The 24,108-nt window shown below is 58.0% G+C and carries 22 protein-coding genes and 1 tRNA gene; 7 read left to right on the top strand and 16 right to left on the bottom strand.

The genetic code is table 11. The annotated features are described in order from the left end of the window. Positions 1-46: 46 nt before the first annotated feature. Both D6851_RS08830 and D6851_RS08835 read right to left on the bottom strand, forming a co-directional pair. Positions 47-550 carry a DUF1465 family protein gene (locus D6851_RS08830; RefSeq protein ID WP_120324538.1) on the bottom strand — a complete coding sequence of 168 codons (504 nt, stop codon included), beginning with the start codon at positions 548-550 and terminating at the stop codon, positions 47-49. 147 nt (positions 551-697) lie between these two features. Then, entirely contained in the window at positions 698-895 is a 198-nt protein-coding gene (locus tag D6851_RS08835) for a YdcH family protein (protein WP_120324539.1), read from the bottom strand. Between the two features lie 190 nt (positions 896-1,085). On the opposite strand from D6851_RS08835, the gene D6851_RS08840 reads away from it, so the two are divergent. The 5 genes from D6851_RS08840 to tilS all read left to right on the top strand — a co-directional run bounded on the left by D6851_RS08840 (position 1,086) and on the right by tilS (position 6,698). Next, on the top strand, positions 1,086-1,241 hold the full coding sequence (locus D6851_RS08840; RefSeq protein WP_120324540.1) for a YdcH family protein: 156 nt from the start codon (positions 1,086-1,088) through the stop codon (positions 1,239-1,241). Between the two features lie 189 nt (positions 1,242-1,430). Then, positions 1,431-3,701 carry a phosphoenolpyruvate--protein phosphotransferase gene (ptsP, locus tag D6851_RS08845; protein WP_120324541.1) on the top strand — a complete coding sequence of 757 codons (2,271 nt, stop codon included), beginning with the start codon at positions 1,431-1,433 and terminating at the stop codon, positions 3,699-3,701. A 129-nt stretch (positions 3,702-3,830) separates the two neighbouring features. Further along, entirely contained in the window at positions 3,831-4,664 is an 834-nt protein-coding gene (locus tag D6851_RS08850; RefSeq protein ID WP_120324542.1) for a helix-turn-helix domain-containing protein, read from the top strand. Between the two features lie 125 nt (positions 4,665-4,789). Beyond that, positions 4,790-5,740, top strand: a complete 951-nt coding sequence (locus tag D6851_RS08855; protein ID WP_238474009.1) for a tetratricopeptide repeat protein — start codon at positions 4,790-4,792, stop codon at positions 5,738-5,740. Next, positions 5,706-6,698: a tRNA lysidine(34) synthetase TilS gene (gene tilS, locus D6851_RS08860; protein ID WP_120324544.1), complete on the top strand. Its 993-nt coding sequence runs from the start codon at positions 5,706-5,708 to the stop codon at positions 6,696-6,698. Before D6851_RS08855 ends, tilS begins: the two co-directional genes overlap by 35 nt. A 16-nt stretch (positions 6,699-6,714) precedes the next feature. On the opposite strand, the gene D6851_RS08865 is transcribed toward tilS, so the two are convergent. The 9 genes from D6851_RS08865 to rimO form a co-directional block, all read right to left on the bottom strand. Beyond that, entirely contained in the window at positions 6,715-7,401 is a 687-nt protein-coding gene (locus D6851_RS08865; RefSeq protein ID WP_238474010.1) for a L,D-transpeptidase family protein, read from the bottom strand. A gap of 88 nt (positions 7,402-7,489) precedes the next feature. Next, on the bottom strand, positions 7,490-10,282 hold the full coding sequence (locus D6851_RS08870) for a phosphoenolpyruvate carboxylase (protein ID WP_120324546.1): 2,793 nt from the start codon (positions 10,280-10,282) through the stop codon (positions 7,490-7,492). Next, positions 10,279-10,905 (bottom strand): bifunctional 4-hydroxy-2-oxoglutarate aldolase/2-dehydro-3-deoxy-phosphogluconate aldolase, encoded by a 627-nt coding sequence (eda, locus tag D6851_RS08875; RefSeq protein WP_120324547.1) that lies wholly within the window; start codon positions 10,903-10,905, stop codon positions 10,279-10,281. The genes D6851_RS08870 and eda overlap by 4 nt, the downstream gene beginning before the upstream one ends. Next, positions 10,902-11,894: a glucokinase gene (glk, locus tag D6851_RS08880; protein ID WP_120324548.1), complete on the bottom strand. Its 993-nt coding sequence runs from the start codon at positions 11,892-11,894 to the stop codon at positions 10,902-10,904. Before glk ends, eda begins: the two co-directional genes overlap by 4 nt. A gap of 3 nt (positions 11,895-11,897) precedes the next feature. After that, positions 11,898-13,709 (bottom strand): phosphogluconate dehydratase, encoded by a 1,812-nt coding sequence (gene edd / locus D6851_RS08885; protein WP_120324549.1) that lies wholly within the window; start codon positions 13,707-13,709, stop codon positions 11,898-11,900. After that, positions 13,702-15,135 carry a glucose-6-phosphate dehydrogenase gene (gene zwf / locus D6851_RS08890; RefSeq protein WP_120324550.1) on the bottom strand — a complete coding sequence of 478 codons (1,434 nt, stop codon included), beginning with the start codon at positions 15,133-15,135 and terminating at the stop codon, positions 13,702-13,704. Before zwf ends, edd begins: the two co-directional genes overlap by 8 nt. Before the next feature lie 162 nt (positions 15,136-15,297). Next, positions 15,298-16,116: a transglutaminase-like domain-containing protein gene (locus D6851_RS08895; protein WP_238474011.1), complete on the bottom strand. Its 819-nt coding sequence runs from the start codon at positions 16,114-16,116 to the stop codon at positions 15,298-15,300. Between the two features lie 47 nt (positions 16,117-16,163). After that, on the bottom strand, positions 16,164-16,580 hold the full coding sequence (locus D6851_RS08900) for a secondary thiamine-phosphate synthase enzyme YjbQ (RefSeq protein ID WP_120324551.1): 417 nt from the start codon (positions 16,578-16,580) through the stop codon (positions 16,164-16,166). Between the two features lie 87 nt (positions 16,581-16,667). Further along, positions 16,668-18,038 (bottom strand): 30S ribosomal protein S12 methylthiotransferase RimO, encoded by a 1,371-nt coding sequence (rimO, locus tag D6851_RS08905; protein ID WP_120324552.1) that lies wholly within the window; start codon positions 18,036-18,038, stop codon positions 16,668-16,670. 78 nt (positions 18,039-18,116) lie between these two features. Between rimO and D6851_RS08910 the strand changes: the two genes are divergently transcribed. Further along, positions 18,117-18,518: a DUF1761 domain-containing protein gene (locus tag D6851_RS08910; RefSeq protein ID WP_120324764.1), complete on the top strand. Its 402-nt coding sequence runs from the start codon at positions 18,117-18,119 to the stop codon at positions 18,516-18,518. Between the two features lie 12 nt (positions 18,519-18,530). Here the strand turns inward: D6851_RS08910 and D6851_RS08915 are convergent, their stop codons facing one another. Genes D6851_RS08915 through serS form a run of 4 tightly spaced genes read right to left on the bottom strand, consistent with a single transcriptional unit; the run spans position 18,531 to position 22,466 of the window. After that, on the bottom strand, positions 18,531-19,613 hold the full coding sequence (locus D6851_RS08915) for a potassium channel family protein (protein WP_120324553.1): 1,083 nt from the start codon (positions 19,611-19,613) through the stop codon (positions 18,531-18,533). 3 nt (positions 19,614-19,616) lie between these two features. After that, positions 19,617-20,402 carry a M23 family metallopeptidase gene (locus D6851_RS17555; RefSeq protein ID WP_183030040.1) on the bottom strand — a complete coding sequence of 262 codons (786 nt, stop codon included), beginning with the start codon at positions 20,400-20,402 and terminating at the stop codon, positions 19,617-19,619. Next, positions 20,399-21,154 (bottom strand): 5'/3'-nucleotidase SurE, encoded by a 756-nt coding sequence (gene surE / locus D6851_RS08930; RefSeq protein WP_120324554.1) that lies wholly within the window; start codon positions 21,152-21,154, stop codon positions 20,399-20,401. Before surE ends, D6851_RS17555 begins: the two co-directional genes overlap by 4 nt. Before the next feature lie 31 nt (positions 21,155-21,185). Further along, on the bottom strand, positions 21,186-22,466 hold the full coding sequence (gene serS / locus D6851_RS08935; RefSeq protein WP_120324555.1) for a serine--tRNA ligase: 1,281 nt from the start codon (positions 22,464-22,466) through the stop codon (positions 21,186-21,188). A 168-nt stretch (positions 22,467-22,634) separates the two neighbouring features. On the opposite strand from serS, the gene D6851_RS08940 reads away from it, so the two are divergent. Then, positions 22,635-23,930, top strand: coding sequence for a sulfotransferase family protein (locus tag D6851_RS08940; protein ID WP_238474012.1), 1,296 nt, complete (start codon positions 22,635-22,637; stop codon positions 23,928-23,930). Positions 23,931-23,969: 39 nt separating this feature from the next. Here the strand turns inward: D6851_RS08940 and D6851_RS08945 are convergent. Then, positions 23,970-24,044, bottom strand: a tRNA-Val gene (locus D6851_RS08945). Positions 24,045-24,108 lie beyond the last annotated feature (64 nt).

Here is a 24,108-nt window from a genome sequence, read left to right on the forward strand (position 1 = left end):
TAGCCAGCCGTAAAGTCGAGCGTGAAGCCCTGTTTCCGGCGCTTTTTCAGCTTATCGCTTGCAATGCACCAACAGAAACTGGTGGTTCGTGCTGTACCCTTTCTGGCACTGGCGCTGGCCGTTTCGCCTGCCGATCAAGCCGCAAAATGCGGGCATGAAAGGCATGAATACGCTCCACGAGATCGCGCAGCGAATCCGGCAAAAGCGCGCGTTCCTCAAGGTCATCGGCCGAAAGAACCGGCTGCGGCAAGCGGCAATGGCGGCGCAATTCCGCTTTGTTCAAGGTACCTTCCAGAAAGGCACGCTGATTGAGCGTCCAGGCCAGAATATGCATCAGAACGGCGGTGCTGTGTGTGGCCTGGCGGGCGACGATAAATCTCGCCAGAGCGGGAATGTCCTCAGTGCTGTTGCCGGCAATGGAAGGGGGAGCTGGCGGGGGCGATATATCGTCCCCGCCAAATGCAGAACGTACCTCTTCGGCCAGTGCCAGCGCTTGCTGATACAGCGATTCGATGATCGCTGGATGGATATTGGATAGTTGCTTTGTCATTTGTGCGGCCCGCTATATTTTTAGGGTAGGGGAAACCAGAGTGTTTCCACGTAGAAATATAGCACTTGTGGCGCTTGTCCCAATCCGGGGCGAATGCCTATTTTGTCCAGACATCTTCCTATTATTGCAGAGGCTTAAGGTGATGAATTACGCGATGATGTCGGGTGTCAGATAGTCCTCAATTATCGAAATCTGGTCTTTCAGGCGCAGCTTGCGTTTCTTGAGACGGGCAATCTGTAACTGATCTTTGCTGTCGGCGGTGCTGAGCGCGTCGATTGCAGCATCAAGATCACGATGTTCTATCATGAGCGCGGCCAGCCGCTTGCGCATCTCATCTTCGGTCACCGCTTTGTTCGATCCTCAATCCGTTTGCAGACATGGAGACATAATATCGCCCATCATGCCCGATTCAGCGCGATGGGATTTGCTGGTTTAGGAGTATTATGATTTGATGACAATTACGCGGCTCGAAGAGAGGTAAAGTGAGTCGCGTTCGGGCTTAAACGAGGGAGCAACCCAACCCAAGGAGAAGCGTATGATTACGACTCATATTGATGCTTTGAATGCCAAGCACCGGGGCCTGGAACAAAGATTGCGCGATGAAAGGAACCGACCATCGCCCAATGAGACCGTAATTCAGACGCTCAAGAAACAGAAGCTGCGCATCAAGGAAGAGATTGCGCTGCACTGAGTGAGCAGCCTGAATGTTCGGAGCGTCCGAAAGGCATTGGCCTGTCGGGCGCTCTTTTATTCTGGGGCTGCGTTTTTTGATCGTGATACAGGGATATTCCTTCTTGAAATCGATGTAAGTCGCAAGAATTTCTCAAATCGGCAGCGGGTAATTATTCCCAAAGCTTTCGTCATGTTATAGGCGATGATTATGTTAGCCGCCGCTGCCGCCCGCTCTATTCTCACACAGCTTCATGAATTGATGGCTTCGCGCATGCATGCGCAGGGCAAACTCAATCAGGTCGTCGATATTATCGGTGAAGCGCTTCATAGTGAAGTTTGTTCGATCTACCTTCTCCGTGAAGGGATGCTCGAGCTTTATGCGACGCGGGGCCTGAATCAGAGCGCCGTCCATGTGACGCGGATGGGCGTAGGCGAAGGGCTTACCGGAACGATCGCGCGCAATGTCGAAACGCTAAATCTTGCTCATGCGGCAGCGCATCCCGAATTCCAGTATCGCGAAGAAACAGGCGAAGAAAAATTCCATTCCTTCGCCGGTGTGCCGATCGTCCGCCGGGAGCGGGCTATCGGCGTGCTGACTGTGCAACATCTCGATCCGCGCCGCTATGAGGATGTCGAGATCGAAGCCTTGCAGACCGTTGCTATGGTTCTGGCGGAAATGATCCAGAATGCCGGTCTGGTGGACGATGAGGATATGGATGGGCAATCGGTGGCCCATTCCGGGCAAGAACTGCTGACAGGCCTGACGCTGGTGAAAGGGCTCGCCCGCGGACAGGCGGTGTTTCACCAGCCGCGCATTACGATCGAACAGACCGTGGCGGAAGATATCGAAGCTGAAAGACAGCGCGTTTATCTGGCGTTCGACAAAATGCGCGAGCAGATCGAGCATATGTCCAACCAGGCGGAATTCGGCGTCGATGGTGAACATGAACAGGTTATCGAAACCTACAAGATGTTCGCTTATGATGAAGGCTGGTCTCGCCGCATCAATGAAGCGATCGATTCCGGGCTCACAGCTGAAGCCGCGATTGAGCGTGTGCAGCAGCGCACCCGTATGCGGATGCGCGAAATCGACGATCCGCTGCTGGCTGACCGGATGCACGATCTGGAAGATCTCGCGAACCGGTTGCTGCGTATCGTGTCGGGGCAGCTCGGCACGGCGGCCAGTCTCGGTCTGCATGGCGATGCCATACTGATTGCCAAAAATCTCGGCCCGGCCGAACTGCTTGAATATGACCGGCGGCGGCTGAAAGGCGTGATTCTGGAAGAAGGTTCGCCTACGGCCCATGTGGTGATCGTGGCGCGGGCGATGGGAGTGCCGGTGCTCGGGCGGGTCCGCAATGCGCGGGCTTTGATCCGTGAAGGGGATGATGTGCTGCTCGATGCAACGCGGGCGACGCTGGTTGTCCGGCCGCTTTCCGATGCCATCGAAGCTTTCGATATGCGTTTCGCCCGTTCGCAGGAACGGCAGGCCGAATATGCCAAGATGCGCGATGTTGAGCCGATCACGCGCGATGGGCAGCGTATTCAGGTTATGATGAATGCCGGGCTGCGTGACGATACGCCGATGCTCAGCCTGACAGGAGCAGATGGAATCGGCCTTTTCCGGACCGAATTTCAGTTTCTAGTCTCGGCGGCTTTGCCCGCGCGTGACAGGCAGATGCGCCTTTATCGCGATGTGCTTGAAGCGGCTGGCGATAAGCCGGTCATTTTTCGCACGGTCGACATTGGCGGGGATAAATCTCTGCCCTATCTGCGCAACGAAACCTCACGCGAGGACGAAAATCCGGCTATGGGCTGGCGTGCGCTGCGTCTGGCTCTGGAGCGTGAAGCGCTGCTCAAGGTGCAGGCCCGTGCTCTGATCGAGGCTGCCGGTGGCCGCACACTCAACGTTATGTTCCCGATGGTGTCCGAACCGTGGGAATTCGATGCTGTCCGGCAGGTTTTCGAAACACAGCTCACTTTTCTAAAAGGGCAGAAGCGCAAATTGCCCGAAGCGATCCGGTATGGCGTGATGATGGAGGTGCCCGCTCTGGCAGAAATGCTGGACCATCTGCTGCCGAAATTATCTTTTATGTCCATCGGGACCAACGATCTCACACAATTCCTGTTTGCGGCAGACCGGTCCAATCCAAAGCTTGCTGAACGCTATGACTGGCTCAGCCCTGCCATCTTTCGTTTTCTCCAGAGGATTGTAGAAACTTCACGGGATTATCCGATCGATCTGGGCGTTTGCGGAGAGATGGGTGGACGTCGTCTTGAAGCACTGGCACTTATCGGTCTCGGTATCCGGCGCCTGTCGATCACCCCGGCGGCGGTTGGTCCGATCAAGGAACTGGTTTGCAAGATCGACACGCAGGAAATCGGAGAAGCCATGCGCGGCTGGCTGGCTTATCCTCCGGCCAATATGCGCGAAACCTTGCAACGATGGGCCGAAGAACGAAACATTGATGTGGATTAGGACTTATCTGACTGAATGACCGGTCAAACAAGTCTATAGTAAAGCTGGAACGGCTTGACAGGCCGAACCGTCTCTTCATTTTGCAGGTCGCTGACTTGTTCCGGGTCAGACACCGCGAGCGGATATGGAATGGTAGACGAAAACCCTGAGGCAGAACCTGAATTGCAACTGGCCAATGTTGGTGAGCGCTTGCGCACCGAACGAGAGAAGCAGGGGCTGACGTTGCAGGATGTCGCCAAGGAAAGCCGGATTCCTCTGCGACACTTGCAAACTATGGAAGCGGATAAATTCGCAGATCTGCCCGGTCGAACTTACGCTTTCGGTTTTACGCGAAGCTATGCCAAGCTACTCGGGCTCGACCAGGATGAGTTTGTGGAGCAGGTCCATTCAGAACTCGATGCGCAGGAGCCCGATAAGCCGACAAGACCGGCTAATTTTGAACCAGGCGATCCCGCGCGTGTGCCATCGGCGAGGCTGGGCTGGCTCGCCGTTGTCGTCGTTATAGCGTTGTTGATTGCGGGCTTTGTTTTTCTCAAGCCGATCTATGCTCCCTCGGGTGAATTGCCCTCTCTGACCGAGCAGGAACAGGCGCAACAGGCGGCGGAGCAACGCGCAACGGCATCTGCGGAAAGGCCTGCGACACAGACGCGAGACGGTTCTGCGGCGCAAGGCCCGGTTGTCTTCACTGCCATGGAGGATCAGGTCTGGGTCAAGTTTTACGATGGTGACGGTCAGCAACTCATGCAGAAGATCATGAGCAAGGGTGAGAGCTACACCGTGCCTGCCGACGCCGAAGACCCGCAAATATGGACCGGGCGGCCCGATGCGCTGTCTATCACGATCGGCGGTAAGAACGTGCCGCGTCTGGCGGATGACGATATGGTTATCCGTGATATGAAAATCAGCGCCGCGGCCTTGCTGGCGCGTGACAATGCGGATAACAGCGCCTCACCGTCACAATAAGGTTAACAGCGGGTCGACAAGTGTATCGCTGATTGACACTATTGCACCGCGTCATGTTCAGCCGTTGTTTCAGGCCGGATATGTATCGGGATTCCACATTGATCCGATTACAGGAGGGTATGCCAGTGAATATCTCCGGATGGGCGAAGCCGCGTGCTTTGGCCACTGTCCTGGCCGTAACAGCGATAGGCGGCGTAGCCTTGCCATCTGCTGCCTACGCACAGGATGCCGATGCGCGGTTGCGTAAGATCGAGGCAGAAGTGAAAGCCTTGCAGCGAAAAGTCTTTCCCAACAGCGATGGCCGCTTCTTCACCCCGGAAGTGAATACTGCGCAGACGCCGCCGACACAGACAATCGGTACGCCTTCCACATCGGCTATTTCGGATATTCTGTCGCGCCTCGATGCGCTTGAAGGCCAGCTTAGGCAGCTGACTGCAAGGAGCGAGGAAAACAGCAACAAGATTGCTCAGCTTGAAGAGAAGCTGAAGCAGGTTTCTGCGGCTCCTTTATCCGGAGCAACCACTTCCGGGCCGAGCGGCTTCATTCCCGTGCCGGAATCTTCCAGCGGTAATTCGGGCAGTCCGGCACCAACACCTGCTCCGGCTTCGTCGTCTTCCGTATCCCGGTCGGCTCCCAGCCCGGCACGGGTGGAAGCGGTGCAGGCCATTACCAAACCGTCTACGGATGATGCGGGTGATGATGAATATGTCTATGGCTATCGTCTGTGGAACGAAGGCTATTATCCGGAAGCCGAACAGCAGCTTGCTAAATTTCTGAAGGCATATCCTTCGCATTGGCGGGTGAGTTATGGCCGCAATCTGCTTGGCCGAGCCTATCTCGATGAAGGTAAGCCGCGTGAAGCAGCACCTTATTTTCTGCAGAACTATCAGTCTGACAAGCAGGGTGTTCGCGCGCCTGACAGCCTTTTATATCTGGCGGAGTCCATGATTCAGATGGGCGATACAAACCGCGCCTGTATCGCTCTGGCGGAATTTGGCGACACTTATCCGGCTCTGGCGACAGGCCGTTTACAGAAGCAATATGAACGCAACCGTTCCAGCGTCACCTGTCAGTGAAGCCATACCGCATAATGTGATCGCCCGATTTACGGGCGATCTCGCACGGTTATGGCCTGATGGGGACCGGCTCGGACTAGCCGTATCGGGTGGGCCTGACAGTCTTGCCCTGCTGTTACTTGCCAGGGTGGCTTTGCCGGGACGTGTCGAAGTCATAACCGTCGATCACGGTTTGCGTGCGGAAAGCGCAGGCGAATGCGCGATGGTGAAAGAGCTGTGCGCGGCCTATAATATTCCCTGCGAAATGGCGCGGGTCACTGTCCCGTCCGGCAATTTGCAGGACCGGGCCCGGCGGGCGCGTTATGCTGCCTTTGCCCAATGGATGAAGCAGCGGGACCTCTCAGCAATTGCGACCGCACATCATGCGGACGATCAGGCCGAAACGCTGGTGATGCGGCTCAACCGCGGAAGCGGGATCAACGGGCTGGCCGGCGTGCGTCCGCGAGGCATGGTGCCGGGAACTAAACTGGCTCTTCTGCGGCCTTTGCTCAGCTGGCGTCGCTCCGATCTGGCAAAGATTGTCGAACGCTCAGGGCTTCAGGCGGTACACGATCCGAGTAATTTCAATCCGCGCTTTGACCGCGTGCGTATCCGGCAGGCACTGGCCGAGGCGGACTGGCTCGAGCCGCAGGCTCTGGCAGCCAGTGCCAGCCATCTGGCCGATGCGGAGGAAGTGCTGGCCTGGGCATCGGACCGGGAATGGAAGGAACGGGTCACCGTGGGGGAAGACGGCGCGATCCGTTACCGGCCGCACAGCCCCAAGCTGGTGGTCATGCGCGTGGTATTGCGTGCTATTAATATGCTGGGCGGCAGCCCCCGGGGCGGGGCGGTGGCCAATCTCATCATGCGCCTGCAAAATGGCAAGGATTCGACGTTGAGTGGTGTCATCGCCCGAAGTGACCATGGTGTCTGGGTTTTCCGCAAGGAACCACCGCGACGCATTTCCGGCCCTTCGTAAAGCTTCGATCCAGATTCTACTGAATAATCAGCGGATCGCCGATATCGGCCATCTTTCCTCTTGTAATGATAACTTTGTCTCCCTTGCTGGCCAGCGCAAAGAGCTTTGCCGCGAAGGGATTGGGGGCGCCGATACAGCCATGGCTGGCATAGCCATTTTCCACCTGTGACCCGTGGATCGAGACACCGTCCCAGGTTAGCCGCATTGTGTAGGGCATCGGCGCATTGTCATAGATAGAGGAGTAGTTTTCCTTCTTCATTTCCAGAATCGGAAAAGTACCGAGCGGGGTAGGATGGTCCTGCGTGCCGAGCAGCACGGCCGTTGCGCCGATTTCATAACCATCGCGAAAGACAGACAGGACGCGGGCATCTAGGTCCACCGTCATAACCAGAGGGCCGTCGGGCACACCATCATCGTCCCAATACCACTCACCATATTTGATGGGCCCTTCGATAGGCAGGATGCGTTTGATGACGAAGGGTCTACCTGTATCCGGTGCAGGGTCGGGTTTTGGATTGCTCGGGGTTTCAGAAGTGGTCCCTATGGGTCGGGTCATGCTGGCCGTCAGCACATCATTACTATTTTGGATGTCGGCTTGGGCAGTCTGTGCTGGCCCGTCAGGCTCGGCAAACCACTGACCGGCTGCGAATACTGCGCCAATGGCGCACATAACCGCCAGCGTTGCGCCGAGTATCCATTTCACCGCTCTGTCCATGGCTGCTTTATTGCTGTTTGCAGCACTTTCGCCAAGCTATCATGCTGCCATGGTCCCTGTGTGAGACGGTTTAACGTTAGCCATGCGCCCCGAATTCATTGGCAATTGCCGTGGTAATCCTGCGAGACAGGGCATAAGCGCGATCGATCGGATCGATATAATCGCGCCGGATCGTGTCGTAACCGGCGTCGCCGCCATCGGGATATTCGGTTGTTTCGGTCAGATCGAAATCGTCAATTCGGGGGAACTCGGTCGGAAAGGCGCGGCGTAACTGGGCAAGAGCATCATCGACGCGCAGGGTGAAGACCATTTCCAGCACATCTTCGCGGCTGATATCGTTTGCCCGGCTGAAAACCGGGATCGACACCACACGGATGAACATGTGCTGGAATAAGGCGAAGCGCACGGCCTGCAACACACCGATGGCACGGCGGATCGGTTCGCGATCTGCCAGTGAGCTTTCCACCGGGATCAGTTCGAGCAGACGATGAAGCTTTAGGGCGTCCACACGCAGGCGCGAAGCAAGGCGGCGGAATACGCCCATCCGGTCATCTTTCACGAGATATTCGCTCAGCGCCTGACACGGTTCGGACAGGTGGCTTTCTGTGCCGCGATAAGGGCGGCTGGCCCAATAGGCTGAGTTGAACAGCTCACCATAGGCTGCCACCGTTTTTACACTGGCCAGAGCATTGGCTGCACGAGCCAGACGAATCAACTGCCGGCCGCGCTCGCTGTCGCGCAGCAACTGCGCCATTTCTTCGAACTTGCCGTCGGCTGCACTGCCGATCCCGGCAATGACATTTACCGGATAGCCGAGCTGCTGGAGAATAGCATTATGCGGGATTGCGCGAATCTGGCGCAGGCTCATTTCCCGATCCGCCGATAAATCCGACTGGCGCCGCGATACGCGGCTACCGGTAGAATTGAGCATACCGAGGCCAAAAGCGGTGACTGCGCGCGAATAGGTACGGCTCTCCAGATGGCCATGCTGATGGTCGCGGATCGCCCGATAGAAATCGAGGCTGAGGTCCGTGCGACGATAAAATGGGTCAGGCGGCAGATCTGTATCGGTTTCGGCGGGACGAATCTCGGCAATGCGAGTGAGTGTCGCCAGGGCCAGCTCGGGATTGGCGAAGAACATATAGCCATCGCCTCCCTGAAAGCTGACTTCGGGTTCCAGCCGGATACCGGCTCGCATGAAGCGCCGACGCGACCATGTGCTGAGCGGCCAGGCCAGCCGGTCTTCGAAACTGTCGGGATGGGCACCGCGGCCCATGCTTTCACCATGCGTATCGAAAATTAGCGCAGCAGTGTCGTTGAGATTGTTTTCCTTCATCGCATCAGCCAGCCGGCCTTGCAGACGCTCGATGGCAAGGCTTGCGGGAATCTGGCCGACAAAACGCCCGGCATCGGAAAAACCGGTTTGAATCGCTACATGGCCGCGGTTGCGTGCATATTCCTGATAGACAGGTTCGGCCAGCAGCGCATCGAGGAAGCGGCCGCCATGTTCGAGCGCAGTTTCCGTTTCGAAGAGTGGAGAAACGTCTACCTTCCCTTCGACGCCGAATAATTTGGCGAAATAAAGAGCTGCCAGAACTGTCGCCGGTTCTTCGCATTCGGCAATCAGCATGCGGATCGGTGCATCCGCATCCACGTGACGCAGGATTTGTGCTATGGCGATGAACTGGCGGATAGCCGTGCTGCTTTCGATGGCCAGCGCGGCAAAATTGGTCTGAAGCGGGCGGACGTCTTCCACGGCCTTTCGCAGCCGGGCAAGGGCTCCTTTGCTGGCGAGGTTAAGCTCACTGCCATGCCCGTCATCAAGACGGCGCCGGATAGCATTGTGAAGCTGTTTGGCATTCACCCGAAAGTGGATCCAGCCCATGCCCAGACCATCGGCACGCATTGCAGCGGCAAGTGTCTTAAGTTTCACAGCTCTGGCAGGATCGTCACAATCACGTGCTTCCGCATCGAGCCGGTCGATAGTACCGGAAAGCGACAGAAGTTTGCGAGGATCGGTGGCCGTAAGGCGGTTGGCGGCGACCGAAAGTGCTGCCGGATCGCTCAGATCGGCGGCAAAATCCTGCGCTCGCTCCTGCGCACAGTCCGTGGCCGGCCGCAATTCGCGCAGCAAGGGATGATCTGTATCCAGCTCTTCCAGCGTGGTCACATAGTGGGCCAGTCGCTCTGCTTTTTCGGCTAGGCGGAAACCGATGGAATCAAACCATTTGATATCGGTTCGGCCATCCATGTCATAACCGACCCAGCTTGCGAAGCGGAACGGGAGCGGGGCAAAATCATGCCATTGATCGGGCCATTGCTTTTGCGCTTTTTCGAGCAGCAAGCCTACCAGCTGGTCACGTGCCGCAGCCGCATGGGTGATCGCCCGCATTGCCCGGCCATGTTCATAATCGAGCGTAATATCCGGCCTTTTACCGGGTACCGGGCAGGCGCTTTCGTCGATTTTTCCGCCTTGTGCGGCATTGGTGGCAACGGCTTCGCTTTCCTGCGGTGTCAGCAGGAATGTAGGATGGGCCGTAAAGACCGCATGGAGTTGCGGTTGCTCCCAGCGTTGGCGGAAGGCTGCGAAATCACCCGGTTCCTTATCCAGCATGGCAGAAAAGCCGGCGCGATTGTCTTCGGGTAAAACGGGCTGAACCAGCCGCCGTAAATGGGCTGCACGGCTTTGCAGCGCATCGCATTCGAGCTCGGCAATCCAGCTTTCGAAATCGTCGAGACTTCGTTCGCCGGATTCGAGCAGTCGGGAGAGGTCCAGCGATAGCTGAAAGACAGGATTGAAAAGCGGCGTTTCATTGGTCCGCTCGCGCAATTCCTGCAGGCGATCGAGAAGCTCTCCGACTGTTTTCATCTAGGCAATCCTGACGCTTCGCGGGCGAGATTTTCGATATGAGCCGGATCGGGCTCGCCCTTTGGCGCGACCCAGCTTCCACCGACGCACAAGACCGGATCGAGTGCCAGCCATTCGGACGCATTTTGTGCGCTGATACCGCCGGTGGGGCAGAATTTACATTGGCCGAAGGGAGCGGCGAGCGCTTTCAGCGCCGGGATGCCACCATTCGCCATGGCCGGAAAGAATTTGAAATGAGTAAGCCCCAGTTCCAACCCGCGCATAATATCGCCTGCATTGGCGATGCCGGGAAGGAAAGGTGTGTTGTCCGCCTGGATCGCTTCACCCAGAGTATTGGTGAGACCGGGTGAAACGATAAACTGGCTGCCTGCTTCCATGGCGGCACGATAGTCGTTTACATTGGTCACAGTTCCGGCGCCCACAATCGCACCATCGACCTGTTTCATGATGGAAATCGCTTCAAGCGCCGCTTCGGTGCGCAGTGTGACTTCGAGCACTCTCAGGCCGCCTGCCACCAGTGCCTTGGCGAGCGGCAGGGCATGAGCCGCATCCTCGATTACCAGCACCGGGATGACCGGGGCCGTCAGCATGATCTGTTCGATGGGGGCGGGGGTCGTAGTCATGCTTTCTCCGAAAGATGTTCACGCTGAAACGCGGCAGCCGCGCCGAACAGGCCGGGCTGAGGATGAGTAATGAATTTGACGGGGATACTGGCCATGAGCGGTTCGTACCGGCCTTTAAAACGGAACCTCTCACCAAATCCGGCATAATGCAGCACGTGGCGAATACGATAGCCGAGTCCGCCGGCCATTACGACGGCACTGGCGCCATGCGTGAGAGCGAAATCACCGCTGGCGCTGCCCAGAGCCATGCAGAACCGTTCTATCGCATTGACTGCCAGCATGTCGCTGCGATCGAGACCGCGTTCCCAGATGGTGCGATCATCGAGCTTCTCGACACTGCGATGTTCGAGCGAAGCGAGTGTTTCATATATGCCGACGATGCCCGGGCCTGAAACCACTCGCTCTACAGATACCCGGCGATGCAGATGGCGCAGGCGCTTCATCAGCTCGTCTTCGATATGATCGACCGGTGCGAAATTGGCATGGCCGCCTTCGGAAGCCTGTACGTGATAGGTTCCATCGACCCGGTAGAACTGCGCCACGCCAAGGCCGGTACCCGGGCCGATCACGCTGACTGTGCCGTTTTCGGGCAAGGGTTTATCAGGGCCCGTCAGATGCAGAAACTGATCTTCGGGTGCGCGAGCCACGGCATGCGCAACGGCGGCGAAGTCGTTGAGCACGGTAACCTTCTCAAGACCAAGCTGCGTATCGAGTGCACCGATATGAATGACCCAGCTATTATTGGTGAGACGCACCGTTTCACCCTGGATCGGTGCCGCCAGAGCGAGAGAAGCGCGGCGCGGCACTGGTCCCTCGACCCGCCGTTCAAATTCCTCCCACGCGGTCTGAAGAGAGACATAGTCACTGGTTTTGAGTGTGACGGGCTCGTCGAGTTCGATGCCACCATCCGCGGTAAAACGCGCCAGCGCAAAGCGGGCATGCGTACCGCCGATATCCATGGCGACGAGATCGCTTGCATGACCCTGCATGGCTTACAGACCTCCCATGGCAAGCATCGCAGAGCCGCCCAGCTCGGCGCTATCAGCATTGGCGCGGAACATGCCGAATAATTCGCGGGCCATGCCCTGCTGCGGAGCCGGAGCGGGAACGGGTTCTCTGGCAGAAAGGTCTGCCGTGGTTTCCAGTGTACCGGTCTTGCCGCAAAGGCGGATAATATCGCCATCGCGAACCAGCGAAAGCGGGCCACCGCCCAGGGCTTCGGGCGTGCAGTGAATGGCTGCCGGAACCTTGCCGCTGGCCCCGGACATGCGGCCATCGGTTACCAGCGCCACTTTGTAACCGCGATCCTGCAACACGCCGAGCGGCGGGGTCAGCTTGTGCAATTCGGGCATCCCGTTGGCGCGAGGGCCCTGATGGCGGACCACTACGATCACATCCTTATCCAGTTCACCGGCGGAGAAAGCCTTTGAGACTTCTTCCTGATGTTCGAAGACGCGGCAGGGTGCTTCGATTGTCAGCCGTTCCGCATCGACTGCACTGGTCTTGAAACAGGCGCGGCCGAGATTGCCTTCGACAAGCCGCATACCGCCCGTTTCCTGAAAAGGCTTCCCAACCGGACGGACCATTTCGGTATCGCCGCTTTCGGGAATATCGCGCCAGATCAGATTGTCGCCATCGAAGCCGGGTTCCTGCGCATAAGAAGACAGGTCCTGTCCGCCGACAGTCATGATATCCCGATGGGCCAGGCCGTTATCGAGCAATTCGCCGATGACGAAGCCAATGCCGCCAGCTGCATGGAAATGGTTCACATCGCCAGAGCCGTTCGGATAGACGCGGCACAATAGCGGGGTGACGGAGGAGAGTTCGGCAATATCGCTCCAGTCGATCTTGATGCCGGCCGCGCGGGCCATGGCCGGAATATGAATTGCATGATTGGTCGATCCGCCTGTAGCGAGCAGCCCCGCCACGGCATTGACGATAGCCTTTTCATCCACGCACTGCGCCAGCGGGCGGTAATCCTCGCTATCGCGGGTAATTCTGGCGAGCTGATGCACCGCACCGCGGGTGAGAGCCTTGCGCAAGGGCGTGTCGGGCGGAACGAAGGCAGCGCCCGGCATGTGAAGCCCCATCAGCTCCATCATCATCTGATTGGAATTGGCCGTGCCGTAGAAAGTGCAGGTTCCGGCGGAGTGATAGCTCTTGCTTTCGCTTTCGAGCAATTGGGCGCGGGTTGCCTTGCCTTCGGCATAAAGCTGGCGAACCTTCTGCTTTTCCTTGTTGGCGATACCCGAAGGCATAGGGCCCGACGGAACGAAGATGCCGGGAAGATAGCCGAAACGCAGCGCACCGATCAGCAGACCGGGCACGATCTTGTCACAAATACCGAGCAGGGCCACGCTGTCATACATGGCATGACTAAGCCCGACGGCCGTGGCGAGAGCGATGACATCGCGGGAGAAGAGCGAGAGTTCCATCCCGTCCTGTCCCTGCGTCACGCCGTCACACATGGCCGGAGTCGCGCCGGCGACCTGTGCGGTGGCGCCCACTTCGCGGGCATAGATCTTCATTTGCGGCGGATAGGCGCCATAGGGCTGATGGGCCGAAATCGTGTCATTATACGCGCTGATAATGCCGATATTGGGGCCGCGTCGGGAGGCGATGGAATCCTTGTCTTCCCCTGCCGCCGCGAAACCGTGGGCGAGATTGGAGCAGGGCATTACATTGCGATCGCGATGGGTATCGCTTTCGCGCTGCATCAGTTCCAGATAGGCCGCGCGGCTATCCTTCGATTTCTCGATGATCCGCGCAGTTACGCGCTCGACCACCGGATTGAGTTTACTCATGCCAGCTTACTCCGTCCCTTTCGGCCAGTGCGATGGCTGCGCTCGGGCCCCAGCTCCCTGCGCTATATTCCTTCGGCGTCTGGCCTTCCTTGTTCCATGTGTCGCGAATACGGTCGATCCATGACCATTGCGCCTCCACCTCGTCCCGGCGAACGAACAGCGTCTGGTCGCCCTCGATCAGATCGAGCAGCAGCCGTTCATAGGCAATCCGGCGATGAGCGCCGATAAAGGCATCGGGCATGGCAATATCGAGCGGAACCGAGCGTAATGTCAGCCCTTCGCGATCGAGCCCGGGAACCTTGGCCATGAGATTGAGTGAAATATTTTCTTCCGGCTGAATACCGATCACCAGCTTGTTGGGAACGCTTCTGGCCCCGGCGAAGATCGAATGCGGTACCTCCCGGAATTGCACTACGATTTCGGTTTTGCGCCGGAACAGCCTTTTGCCGGTGCGCAAATAAAAGGGCACACCGCGCCAGCGCCAGTTATCGACATGGGCTTTGAGCGCGACGAAGGTTTCCGTACTGCTGTTGCGCCCCAGCTCGTCATCATAGCCGGGAACGATCTGGCTGTTGACCGCACCGCCGCGATATTGTCCGGTAACGGTCTCATTCGCGCTGATATCGCGCAATGCACGCAGCACTTTTACCTTTTCATCGCGCACGCCGCTCGCAGCGAAACTGGTCGGCGGCTCCATCGCCACCAGCGCGAGCAGTTGCAGCATATGGTTCTGCACCATGTCGCGCAGCGCGCCGGCATCGTCGTAAAAGTCGATCCGGCTTTCCAGTCCGACCGTTTCCGCCACCGTAATCTGGACATGATCGATATAATTGCCATTCCACAGCGGTTCGAACAGGATATTGGCAAAGCGCAGGGCAAGCAGATTCTGCACCGTTTCCTTGCCGAGATAATGATCGATGCGGAAGGTGCGCGTTTCGGGAAAAGCTGCGGCTACAGCATCGTTGATTTCACAGCTTGAACCGAGATCCACACCGAGCGGCTTTTCCAGCCCGATTCGCACATTCTCTCCGGCAAGGCCGCCTTGCTGAAGTCCTTTAATGGTCGGCTCAAACAGGCTGGGCGCCGTCGAAAGGAAGATGGCGAGGCCGTGTTGCGGTGTGCCGACCTTTTCAGCCAGTGCAGTATAACCTGCCATATCGGTCGCATCGAGGGGCTGGAAACTCAGCCGGTTGAGAAAATCGGCCAGTCCGCTGCGGCGGTCGGCCGGAAGATATTTTTCCAGTGCTTCCCGTGCGAAGTTACGGAAGTCGAGATCGCTCAGTTCAGAACGCGCCGTGCCGATAATCCTCAGATCCGGGGCGAGCAATCCATCGGCATCCAGTGCGCAGAGGGATGGCAGCAACATTCTTTGCGAAAGGTCACCGGTCGCACCGAAGAGGAGCAGTCGGTCGGCAGTGAAAGTCATGTGCAGATAATCTCCCGGAGCTATCTCAATCTATATGTGTCGCGCATATAGAGCACTTATAATATTGTTGCGGTGCAAAAGAGCCTAACAGCCCGGTCATTACCTTTCCAGAGCGATCGGGCCGCAATACGTAAAGCCCGTTCGCGCAATTGGCTTGCGCTGTCAATCGCTGACGATCTCGGTTCGCACAGTCTTCTCCCTGAAATCGCATGCACCGAAGCTGGTGAGAAAACTGACATCCGCGGCGTCGCGTCCAACACCGATCTTAACCGTATGCTCGGGATCGGCCATGAATGTGCCATCAACCATATGCCATGTCCCCCTGCCTGATCCGTCCGGATCGGCCAGAAAAACTTCGGCAATGGCGTGGAAATCGGGCGGGGCCACGTCGGGCGCATAGACGCTGACATAGCGGGCTGGAATGCCTGCGGCGCGGGCCATGGTCACAATGACATGTGCATAGTCCCGGCAGATGCCGCGTCGTTCGACGAAAGAATCGAGCGCTGTAGTGTTCGAATGGCTGCTGCCGGGCTCATAGCTCATATGATCGGCCACCCAGTCGCGCATGGCAACGATTTTGGCGCCGCCCTCAATCGTACCGAATTCTTCCTGGACAAAGGAATGAAACCGTTCGGCCGGACAATAGCGTGAATCGAAGAGATACTGGACAGTTTCGCCGGGAAGTTCATGCTGTTGCATCGCAGGCAGGGCAGAGAGGTCGGCTGTGAGGCGGTGAATCGCGATGCGGGCTTTGTAATCCACTTCGCAATGGCCTTCCTTGCGCAGCCAGATGCGTGTGCCGATCTCGTCCTGCGCCGCTACGCGTGCAAAATAATCCGATTTGTCGATCCGGCTGTCCGTCCACAGCACGCTTTGTTCGGGAATGTCTGCCGCTTCATATTGCAGCAGAATATCTGTCGGCCCGTCCAGTTCAAAAGTGAAATGCGCGGATATCTCGATGGTCATATGATGCGAACGCATGGAAGCCGTGCTTGTTTCGTGCCATGCTTGTTTCGTGAAAGTGGCGATCAGGCCCCGAGAAGATGCAATACGATCCGCCGGCCTTGCGGCATGGCGCGATGTTCGGCCAGAAAAACGCCCTGCCATGTGCCCAGAGCCATACGCCCGCCGATTACCGGAATGGTGAGGCTGTTCCCGGTGAGCATGGATTTGATATGTGCGGGCATATCGTCCGGCCCTTCATCGTCATGCGCATAATGGTCACCTTCAGGCACGCTCCGGTCGAGCCAGCGCAGCAGGTCGCCCGGCACTTCGCGGGCGGCATTTTCATTGATGAGCAATGACGCCGATGTGTGCTGGCAAAAGACTGTCAAAACACCTTCTTCAATGCCGCTATCGGCAATCCATTCTGCGATATCGTGCGTACATTCGGTCAGGCTCTGCCCATGGGTAGAGACAGTGAGTGTCGTGTGCATTTGTCGCATAAAACGCTCCGTGTCGCTTTCAGAGGGTATTGGCGAGCACAACCCGGCACTATGCCGAAAGCCGGGCCGCTCACTGGCCCGCAGCGCTCAATCTTCGACAATCACGCCGAAAAGGTCATGGGCATCGGCATCTTCGACCATGATATCGACAATATCCCCTTCCTGCACATTTGCGGGCACATTGCGCAGATAGACCGCACCGTCGATTTCGGGAGCATCGGCCCGGCTGCGGCCGGTTGCACCGATATCGCCATCTTCATCGGGTTCGCCCATTTCGTCGATGATGACCGGTTGCATCGTGCCGATTTTCGCGCCGAGCTTTGCGGCACTGATCGCTTCGGTCTTTTCCATCAGGCGGACGTAACGTTCTTCCTTGACCTCTTCGGGCACGGCGCCGGGCAGATCGTTGGCGGCCGCTCCTTCGACAGGTTCGAAGCGGAAGCCGCCCACACGGTCGAGCTGTGCTTCATCGAGCCAGTCGAGCAGATATTGGAAATCCTCTTCCGTTTCGCCGGGAAAGCCAACCACGAAGCTCGAGCGGATCGTAATGTCGGGGCAAATATCCCGCCATTTTTTCAGTCGATCGAGCACCTTGGCTTCATTGGCCGGGCGCTTCATCGCTTTGAGCACGGAAGGTGCAGCATGCTGAAAGGGAATATCGAGATAGGGCGTGATGAGCCCTTCTGCCATTAACGGAATCACCTGATCCACATGCGGATAGGGATAGACATAATGCAGCCTTACCCAGGGCGTTCGGCCGTCGGGTGTTTTAAGCTGGCCGAGCTCACGGGCGAGATCGGTCATATGCGCGCGGACATCATGACCCTTCCATTGCCGCACATCGTGGCGTGTATCGACTCCATAGGCGCTGGTATCCTGCGAGATGACCAGCAATTCTTTCGTTCCGGCCGCGACCAGCTTTTCGGCCTCGCGCAGCACGGCATCCACCCGGCGGCTCGCCAGTTTGCCACGCAGATCGGGAATGATGCAGAAGGAGCAGGAGTGATTGCAGCCCTCGGAAATCTTCAGATAGCTGTAATGGCGCGGTGTCAGTTTGATATCGGGCTGCGGCACCAGATCGATAAACGGTCCCTGACTCGGCGGGGCAGCGTCATGCACCGCATTCACCACATCCTCATATTGGTGCGCACCGGTGACGGCGAGAACCTGTGGGAATTTGGCGCGGATCGTTTCCGCTTCCTCTCCCATGCAGCCGGTGACGATCACCCGGCCATTTTCCTTGATCGCCTCTCCGATCGCGGACAGGCTTTCCTCCTTAGCGGAGTCGAGAAAGCCGCAAGTATTGACGAGCACCACATCGGCCCCGGCATAGTCGGGGCTCATCGCGTAACCGTCGGCACGCAGCTTGGTAAGGATACGTTCTGAATCCACGAGGGCTTTCGGACAGCCTAAGCTGACCATGCCGACGCGGCGTTGATCGGGAATGCGGGTGGCCATAAGCCGCGCCCCTAGCTATTCAATGTCACGAAGTCACGCGCGAAAAGCATCTCGCGCAAGTAAAGCATGGGACGGATCATGGGCGAAATCAATATGCTGGCCATTTTTCTGGCCGCACTGGCGTTCTTTGTCATCGGAATGGTGTGGTACGGCCTGCTCTTCGGCAAAATCTGGCAGCGCGAAGCGGGGATTACCGACGGGACCATCGCCAGAGGGCACAATATGGCACTGATTTTCGTGCTCGCCTTCCTGTTCGAATTGCTGATCGCTCTGATGCTCGGGCATCAATATGCCCGGACAAATCCCTCCCCGCGCGGTCTCATGATGATTGCGACCGGTTTCGGAGCGACGATCATGGCGCCAGCCATCGGAATCAATTATCTTTTCCAGCGTAAATCATGGAAACTTTTCGCTATCGATGCCGGTCATCTGATTGTCGGCATGACGGCTATGGGGCTGGTCTTTCTGGCCTTTCGTTAAACGAAGCCGGGCTCAGGTCGAAAATTCGTCATCGGTCACGGGATCGCGCGTGGGGCGTACTTCGACGACAATGTCGCCCGATTGCAAAGTGCCGGCTTCGTCCTCCCAGAATCCATGGGCACCATTACCGCGATAAACACGCAGGCCCCGTCCTCCGGTCGATAATTCGCTGAGCGGTTTGCCGATTTCCTCCGGCAGGACCGACCGTTCGACCAGCTGCACCCGGCCGGTAATCGAGGCGAGATCGGCGAGATAATCGGCGATATGCGCCCCTTGCGCACTGCCTGCCAGCAGCAGGCCGGTAAAGCGCACAGGGTTGATGACATTGTCGGCCCCAGCCTGATGGGCGAGCACTTCATTATCCGCTGCGCGCACGACTACACTGATCGGCACATTGGGCGCCAGATGGCGCACGGTCAGCACGATGAGAATCGATGCATCGTCACGCCCCGCGGAGACAAGCACGGTCTGCGCTTCTGCGATACGTACGGCTATCAGACTTTCATCGCGTGTGGCATCGGCTTCGATCACGTTGCAGCCCAGAGCTTCAGCCTGGCCGAGGCGATCTGAGCTGGTATCCATCACCACGATGCAGGATGGGTCCGTACCGCGTTCGATCAGTTCGCCCACGGCTTCGGAACCGGACACGCCGAAGCCCAGCACGACGACATGGTTGGACAGCTGGTCCTGAATGCGGGCCATGCGAAACTTCTCCCAACTGCGCTTAATGATGAAATTATAGGCTGTGCCCACAAAAATGAAAATCACGGCGAAGCGGATCGGTGTCACGATCACCGCTTCGACCAGCCGGGCACGATCGCTGATCGGGGCGATATCGCCGAATCCCGTGGTCGTGATCGAGATCATGGTAAAATAGACGACGTCCAGAAAGCTGACTTCGCCATCCAGATTGTCCACCAGACCGCTGCGGTCCCACCAGTGGACCATCACCACCAGAAAGACGAGGCCGAGGGCGGCAGATAGCCGGATGCCGATATCGGCCCAGACCGGCACCTTAATGGCGCGGCGCAGGGGACGAAAGCGGCGGGCTCTTAATTCCGCTGCCTGTTTCTTGCTGCGATGCGATCTGGCCATAATTCAGCCCTTCAAGCCGAGAAAGGGCGCCGGATCAACAGCTTCTCCATCATGCCTTATTTCAAAATGCAGTTCGGGGCGGTCCGCATCGCCTGCCTGCCCCGCCAGTCCGAGCCGTTCCCCGGTGGTGATGGGATCGCCTTTTTTCACTGTAATGCGGGACAGGTGGCCATAGGCGCTCTGCCAGCCATTGCCGTGATCGATAATCACCAGCCGCCCGAAGCGTTTGGGCTCCTCTCCTGCAAAAGTGACCGTGCCCGAAGATGCGGCGCGAATCATATCGCCGGGGCGGGCTGCAAAATCGAGCCCGTCATGCCCGCCCCCATCGGGCCGTTTCTGCCAGTCCAGCACGATTTTGCCGTCATGCGGTCTCTGAAAATGCGGCTTGCGCGGGGCACCAGACAGAGCCCGTTCGGGGAGCAGGGCGGGGATAATCAGCCGCTGGCCGGTCCGGATAGCACCATTGTCCGGCAGGTTATTGGCCAGCGCCAGAAGCGAATACGGTACGCCATAGCTTTCGGCGAGACCGGAAGCGGTTTCGCCCGACTGCACCACGTGGCTTTGCTGGCGCGGAATGACGAGTTTCTGCCCGCTGCGAATGGCATAGGGTTCGGGAATGCCATTGGCTTCGGCAATCACGATCAGCGCCACGCCTGCGCGATTGGCGATGCCTTTCAGCGTTTCGCCCTGTTGCACGACATGGTGTGTCTCGGTTGCCGGGTCGCTCGCCGCTATCAGCAAAAGCGCGCAGGGCGCCCATATGACGGCGAGAAACCTGCGGGATTTCACGTATCGAAGCTTTCTGCCAGACTGCCGAGCGATGCGTGATGGGTGAGGTCGAGCTGCAGCGGTGTGACCGAAATATATCCTTCCGAAATCGCTTCCAGATCGGTTCCGTGATCGAGCGAATGTTCGATATCGTCGAGGCCGAACCAGTAATAAGGCCGTCCGCGCGGATCGGTGCCTTCGAGTAATGAACCGCGGGCATAATCGTGAAAGCCCTGCCGTACGACTCGAATGCCTTTCACGGCATTGGCGGGAAGGGCGGGGAAATTCACATTGACGACGGTCCGTTTGGGAAGCTGAGCTTCGATCAGTGGTTTGAGCACTTTCGCGGCCCATTGCTCCGCCGCTTCGAAGCCGGCAGCGCTTTCACGCATCGCCTGGCTGAGAGCGATGGCCGGAATACCCGCCAGAGCGCCTTCCATAGCAGCGGAAATAGTGCCCGAATAGGTCACATCATCGGCAAGATTCTCGCCATTATTGACCCCTGAAAGGATAAGGTTCGGGCCGCCATCGGGAAACAGTTTGCGCAGCGCCAGATTGACGGCGTCGGTCGGCGTACCGGTGACGGCATAGCGCTTATCCCCGAATTCCTTCAACCGCACCGGGTGATGTAAGGTGAGCGAATGGCCTGCCCCCGAATTTTCCTCCGCCGGTGCGCAGGCGATCACATCGTCCGACAGGGCATGGGCGATTTTTTCGAGCACCGCAAAGCCCGGAGCGTGGATGCCGTCATCGTTGCAAAGGAGAATGCGCATAGGTGCCTTTATCGGAAAATGGGATGGGTTGTCAGGTGACGGGTTCGAGTTTTTCCAGTCCGCCGCAATAGGGTTTCAGGGCGTCGGGAATACATACCGATCCGTCCGCTTGCTGGCCGTTTTCAAGCAGAGCGACAAGTGTGCGACCAACGGCGAGACCTGATCCGTTCAGCGTATGGACGAATTCGGTCTTCTTCGCGCCTTCGGGTCGGTAGCGGGCATTCATCCGGCGTGCCTGATAATCGCCGCACCAGCTGATGGAGCTGATTTCCCGATAGGCATTCTGGCCGGGCAGCCAGACTTCGAGATCATAGGTTTTCTTTGCCGTGGCGCCCATATCGCCGGTGCATAGCAGCATTTTGCGATAGGGGAGGTCCAGCTTCTGAAGGATAGCTTCGGCGGAAGCGACCATATGATCGTGCTCGGCCTGCCAGTCTTCGGGACGGCAAACCGTCACCAGTTCAACTTTGTCGAACTGATGCTGGCGGATATAGCCGCGCGTATCACGGCCGGCCGCCCCGGCTTCCGAGCGGAAACAGGGTGTCAGAGCGGTGAGCCGCAGCGGGCTGGAAAGATCCTCGATAATCTGTTCGCGCACCGAATTGGTGAGGCTGACTTCTGCGGTCGGGATCAGCCAGCGGCCATCGGTCGTACGAAACAGGTCTTCGGCGAACTTCGGCAATTGTCCGGTGCCGAACACAGCCTCATCGCGCACCAGTAGCGGCGGGGCGCATTCCATATAGCCTCGCTCGACCGTCTGAAAATCGAGCATGAATTGCGCAATGGCCCGCTGGAACCGGGCCATCTGCCCGCGCAGAAAAGTGAAACGCGCACCGGAAATGGCCGCGCCGGTTTCAAAATCGAGCCCCAGAGCCGGGCCGATATCGGCATGTTCCCTGGCTTCGAAAGAAAATTCGCGCGGGCTGCCCCAGCGCTCCACTTCCTGATTATCGTCTTCATCCGCGCCTTCAGGCACACCTGCGGCGGGCAGATTGGGCAGACGGGCCACCAGGTCGTTCAGTTCGGTGGCAAGGGCGCGGTCTTCCTCTTCCAGAGCGGGCAGCGTCTGTTTGAGTTCGGTAACTTCGGCCTTCAGCCTGTCGGCTGTTTCCGTGTCCCCCTGACCCATGGCCTTGCCGATCGCTTTCGACGCTTCGTTGCGGCGGCTCTGAGCCTCCTGCACACGCGTAGTGAGGGCGCGGCGCTTCTCGTCCAGCCTGAGGACAGCCTGCGCGGCAGGGTCCGCTCCGCGGGCTCTCAGCCCTTCGTCGAAGCTTTCGGGATTCTCTCGGATAAATCGCAGGTCGTGCATGGCGCGCGCTATGCCCCTTCGAACCTGCCATTGTCCAGTAGCGATCGCGCCAAAACCGATCATCCGTTACTGGACAGGGAACGCCCTGATGGTTGATTTGTAGTTTTACCGTATCTTCTCGGGAAATGCCTTTCCCACTTAACAAATAATAACCGGATTGCAGGGACTTTGCAGAAAGCGTCAGATTTCTCTCCGCCATCGCGCACAGCTTTCATCGATATGCTGAATGCCGGTATGGGGTTTGCCCGCCGCAAAGGGCTGATGGAAGCCCCCGATCTCAGTAAATCGGCACTGATGGATAACGCGGCCCGGTTTACCGGCTATTCCGATTTTGGCGATGATTGGTTCCACAAGCCGCTCGATCGGCTGCTTGAAAATCTGCACGATCAGGCTCGCCTGAATGCGGCGGGCGAATGGGCTGCGAAGAAGCAGTTCGAAAAGGTTCTGCATGACCGGCTCTGGGCCGAACAGTGGTTCAGGGAGCATCCCGAAATTCTTGGCCGCCCGCTTCCCCGGCCGGTTTTTATCGTCGGGCCCATGCGCTCGGGAACGACTCGCCTGCATCGCCTGTTGTCAGCCGATCACCGTTTCTCGCATATGCGCAGTTTCGAAACGATTTCACCGGTCCCGCGCCCCGGCTTCGTGCCGGGCAAGCCCGATCCTCGTGTCAGACTGGCCGAACGTATTATGCGTGTGGCGCGCTTCGCCAATCCGCGTACGCTGACCATCCACCCGACCGGGCCATATGAACCGGAAGAAGAACTGGGTCTGCTGGTCAATTCCTTCTGGGGTATGAAGCACGAAGCCCAGTGGTGGGTGCCCGATTATGGCCGATGGTGCGAAAGGGAAGATGCGGTGCCTGCCTATCGACAGATGGCACGTCTGCTGAAACTGGTCGGCTGGTCGCAACAGGTTTCCTCCCTGCGGCCATGGGTGCTGAAAACTCCCCAGCATATGATGGACCTGCCTGCGCTTATGAAGGTTTTCCCCGATGCAAGGCTGATTTTCACCCATAGAGACCCGCTGTCAGTGGTGGGCAGCGCTGCCTCGCTCGCCTGGAATCAGACGATTATCTATTCCGATCATGCCCAGCCGGAGCGGATCGGCAAGGAATGGCTGCGCAAGACGAATCTCCAGATCGCACGGATGCGTCAGGCGCGCAAAATGGTGCCGGGCAACAGGATTATCGACGTTCGCTATGACGAGATGGACCGCGACTGGCGCGGCACGATGCGGCGGATCTACGAATTTCTCGACATGGATATCGAACCGAGCCTGCCGGCGATGCAACATTATATGGATCGCACGGCGATCTATAAGCGGCATCCCCATCAATATAGTCTGGAAGAATTCGGACTGTCCGCCGGGCAGGTGCTGCACGAACTGAACGACTACATAACAAGCTTCGGTATCCCGCTGGAAGACCGGATGGACCGGCTGGCCAAAACGGGTGTGATGGCCTGAAACGGCGGAGGGCCGGAGAGTTTGATATTTCTGCAGGAATGGTGGGCGCGGCAAGGATTGAACTTGCGACCCCACCCGTGTGAAGGGTGTGCTCTACCACTGAGCTACGCGCCCGCTCGCTGACGAAGAGCCCTTCGTTCACGGCAGGGGCGCGCCTTTGCCATGGCTGTGGTGTGAA

It is taken from the genome of Altericroceibacterium spongiae, assembly GCF_003610805.1.
In the GTDB taxonomy this organism is placed as follows: domain Bacteria; phylum Pseudomonadota; class Alphaproteobacteria; order Sphingomonadales; family Sphingomonadaceae; genus Altericroceibacterium; species Altericroceibacterium spongiae.

Bases quoted from the DNA above. Each gene is read 5' to 3' on its own strand.
- D6851_RS08830 (WP_120324538.1), bottom strand. From the start codon at position 550: ATGACAAAGCAACTATCCAATATCCATCCAGCGATCATCGAATCGCTG.
- D6851_RS08840 (WP_120324540.1), top strand. From the start codon at position 1,086: ATGATTACGACTCATATTGATGCTTTGAATGCCAAGCACCGGGGCCTG.
- ptsP (WP_120324541.1), top strand. From the start codon at position 1,431: ATGTTAGCCGCCGCTGCCGCCCGCTCTATTCTCACACAGCTTCATGAA.
- D6851_RS08850 (WP_120324542.1), top strand. From the start codon at position 3,831: ATGGTAGACGAAAACCCTGAGGCAGAACCTGAATTGCAACTGGCCAAT.
- tilS (WP_120324544.1), top strand. From the start codon at position 5,706: ATGAACGCAACCGTTCCAGCGTCACCTGTCAGTGAAGCCATACCGCAT.
- D6851_RS08870 (WP_120324546.1), bottom strand. From the start codon at position 10,282: ATGAAAACAGTCGGAGAGCTTCTCGATCGCCTGCAGGAATTGCGCGAG.
- eda (WP_120324547.1), bottom strand. From the start codon at position 10,905: ATGACTACGACCCCCGCCCCCATCGAACAGATCATGCTGACGGCCCCG.
- glk (WP_120324548.1), bottom strand. From the start codon at position 11,894: ATGCAGGGTCATGCAAGCGATCTCGTCGCCATGGATATCGGCGGTACG.
- edd (WP_120324549.1), bottom strand. From the start codon at position 13,709: ATGAGTAAACTCAATCCGGTGGTCGAGCGCGTAACTGCGCGGATCATC.
- zwf (WP_120324550.1), bottom strand. From the start codon at position 15,135: ATGACTTTCACTGCCGACCGACTGCTCCTCTTCGGTGCGACCGGTGAC.
- D6851_RS08895 (WP_238474011.1), bottom strand. From the start codon at position 16,116: ATGCGTTCGCATCATATGACCATCGAGATATCCGCGCATTTCACTTTT.
- D6851_RS08900 (WP_120324551.1), bottom strand. From the start codon at position 16,580: ATGCGACAAATGCACACGACACTCACTGTCTCTACCCATGGGCAGAGC.
- rimO (WP_120324552.1), bottom strand. From the start codon at position 18,038: ATGGCCACCCGCATTCCCGATCAACGCCGCGTCGGCATGGTCAGCTTA.
- D6851_RS08910 (WP_120324764.1), top strand. From the start codon at position 18,117: ATGGGCGAAATCAATATGCTGGCCATTTTTCTGGCCGCACTGGCGTTC.
- D6851_RS08915 (WP_120324553.1), bottom strand. From the start codon at position 19,613: ATGGCCAGATCGCATCGCAGCAAGAAACAGGCAGCGGAATTAAGAGCC.
- surE (WP_120324554.1), bottom strand. From the start codon at position 21,154: ATGCGCATTCTCCTTTGCAACGATGACGGCATCCACGCTCCGGGCTTT.
- serS (WP_120324555.1), bottom strand. From the start codon at position 22,466: ATGCACGACCTGCGATTTATCCGAGAGAATCCCGAAAGCTTCGACGAA.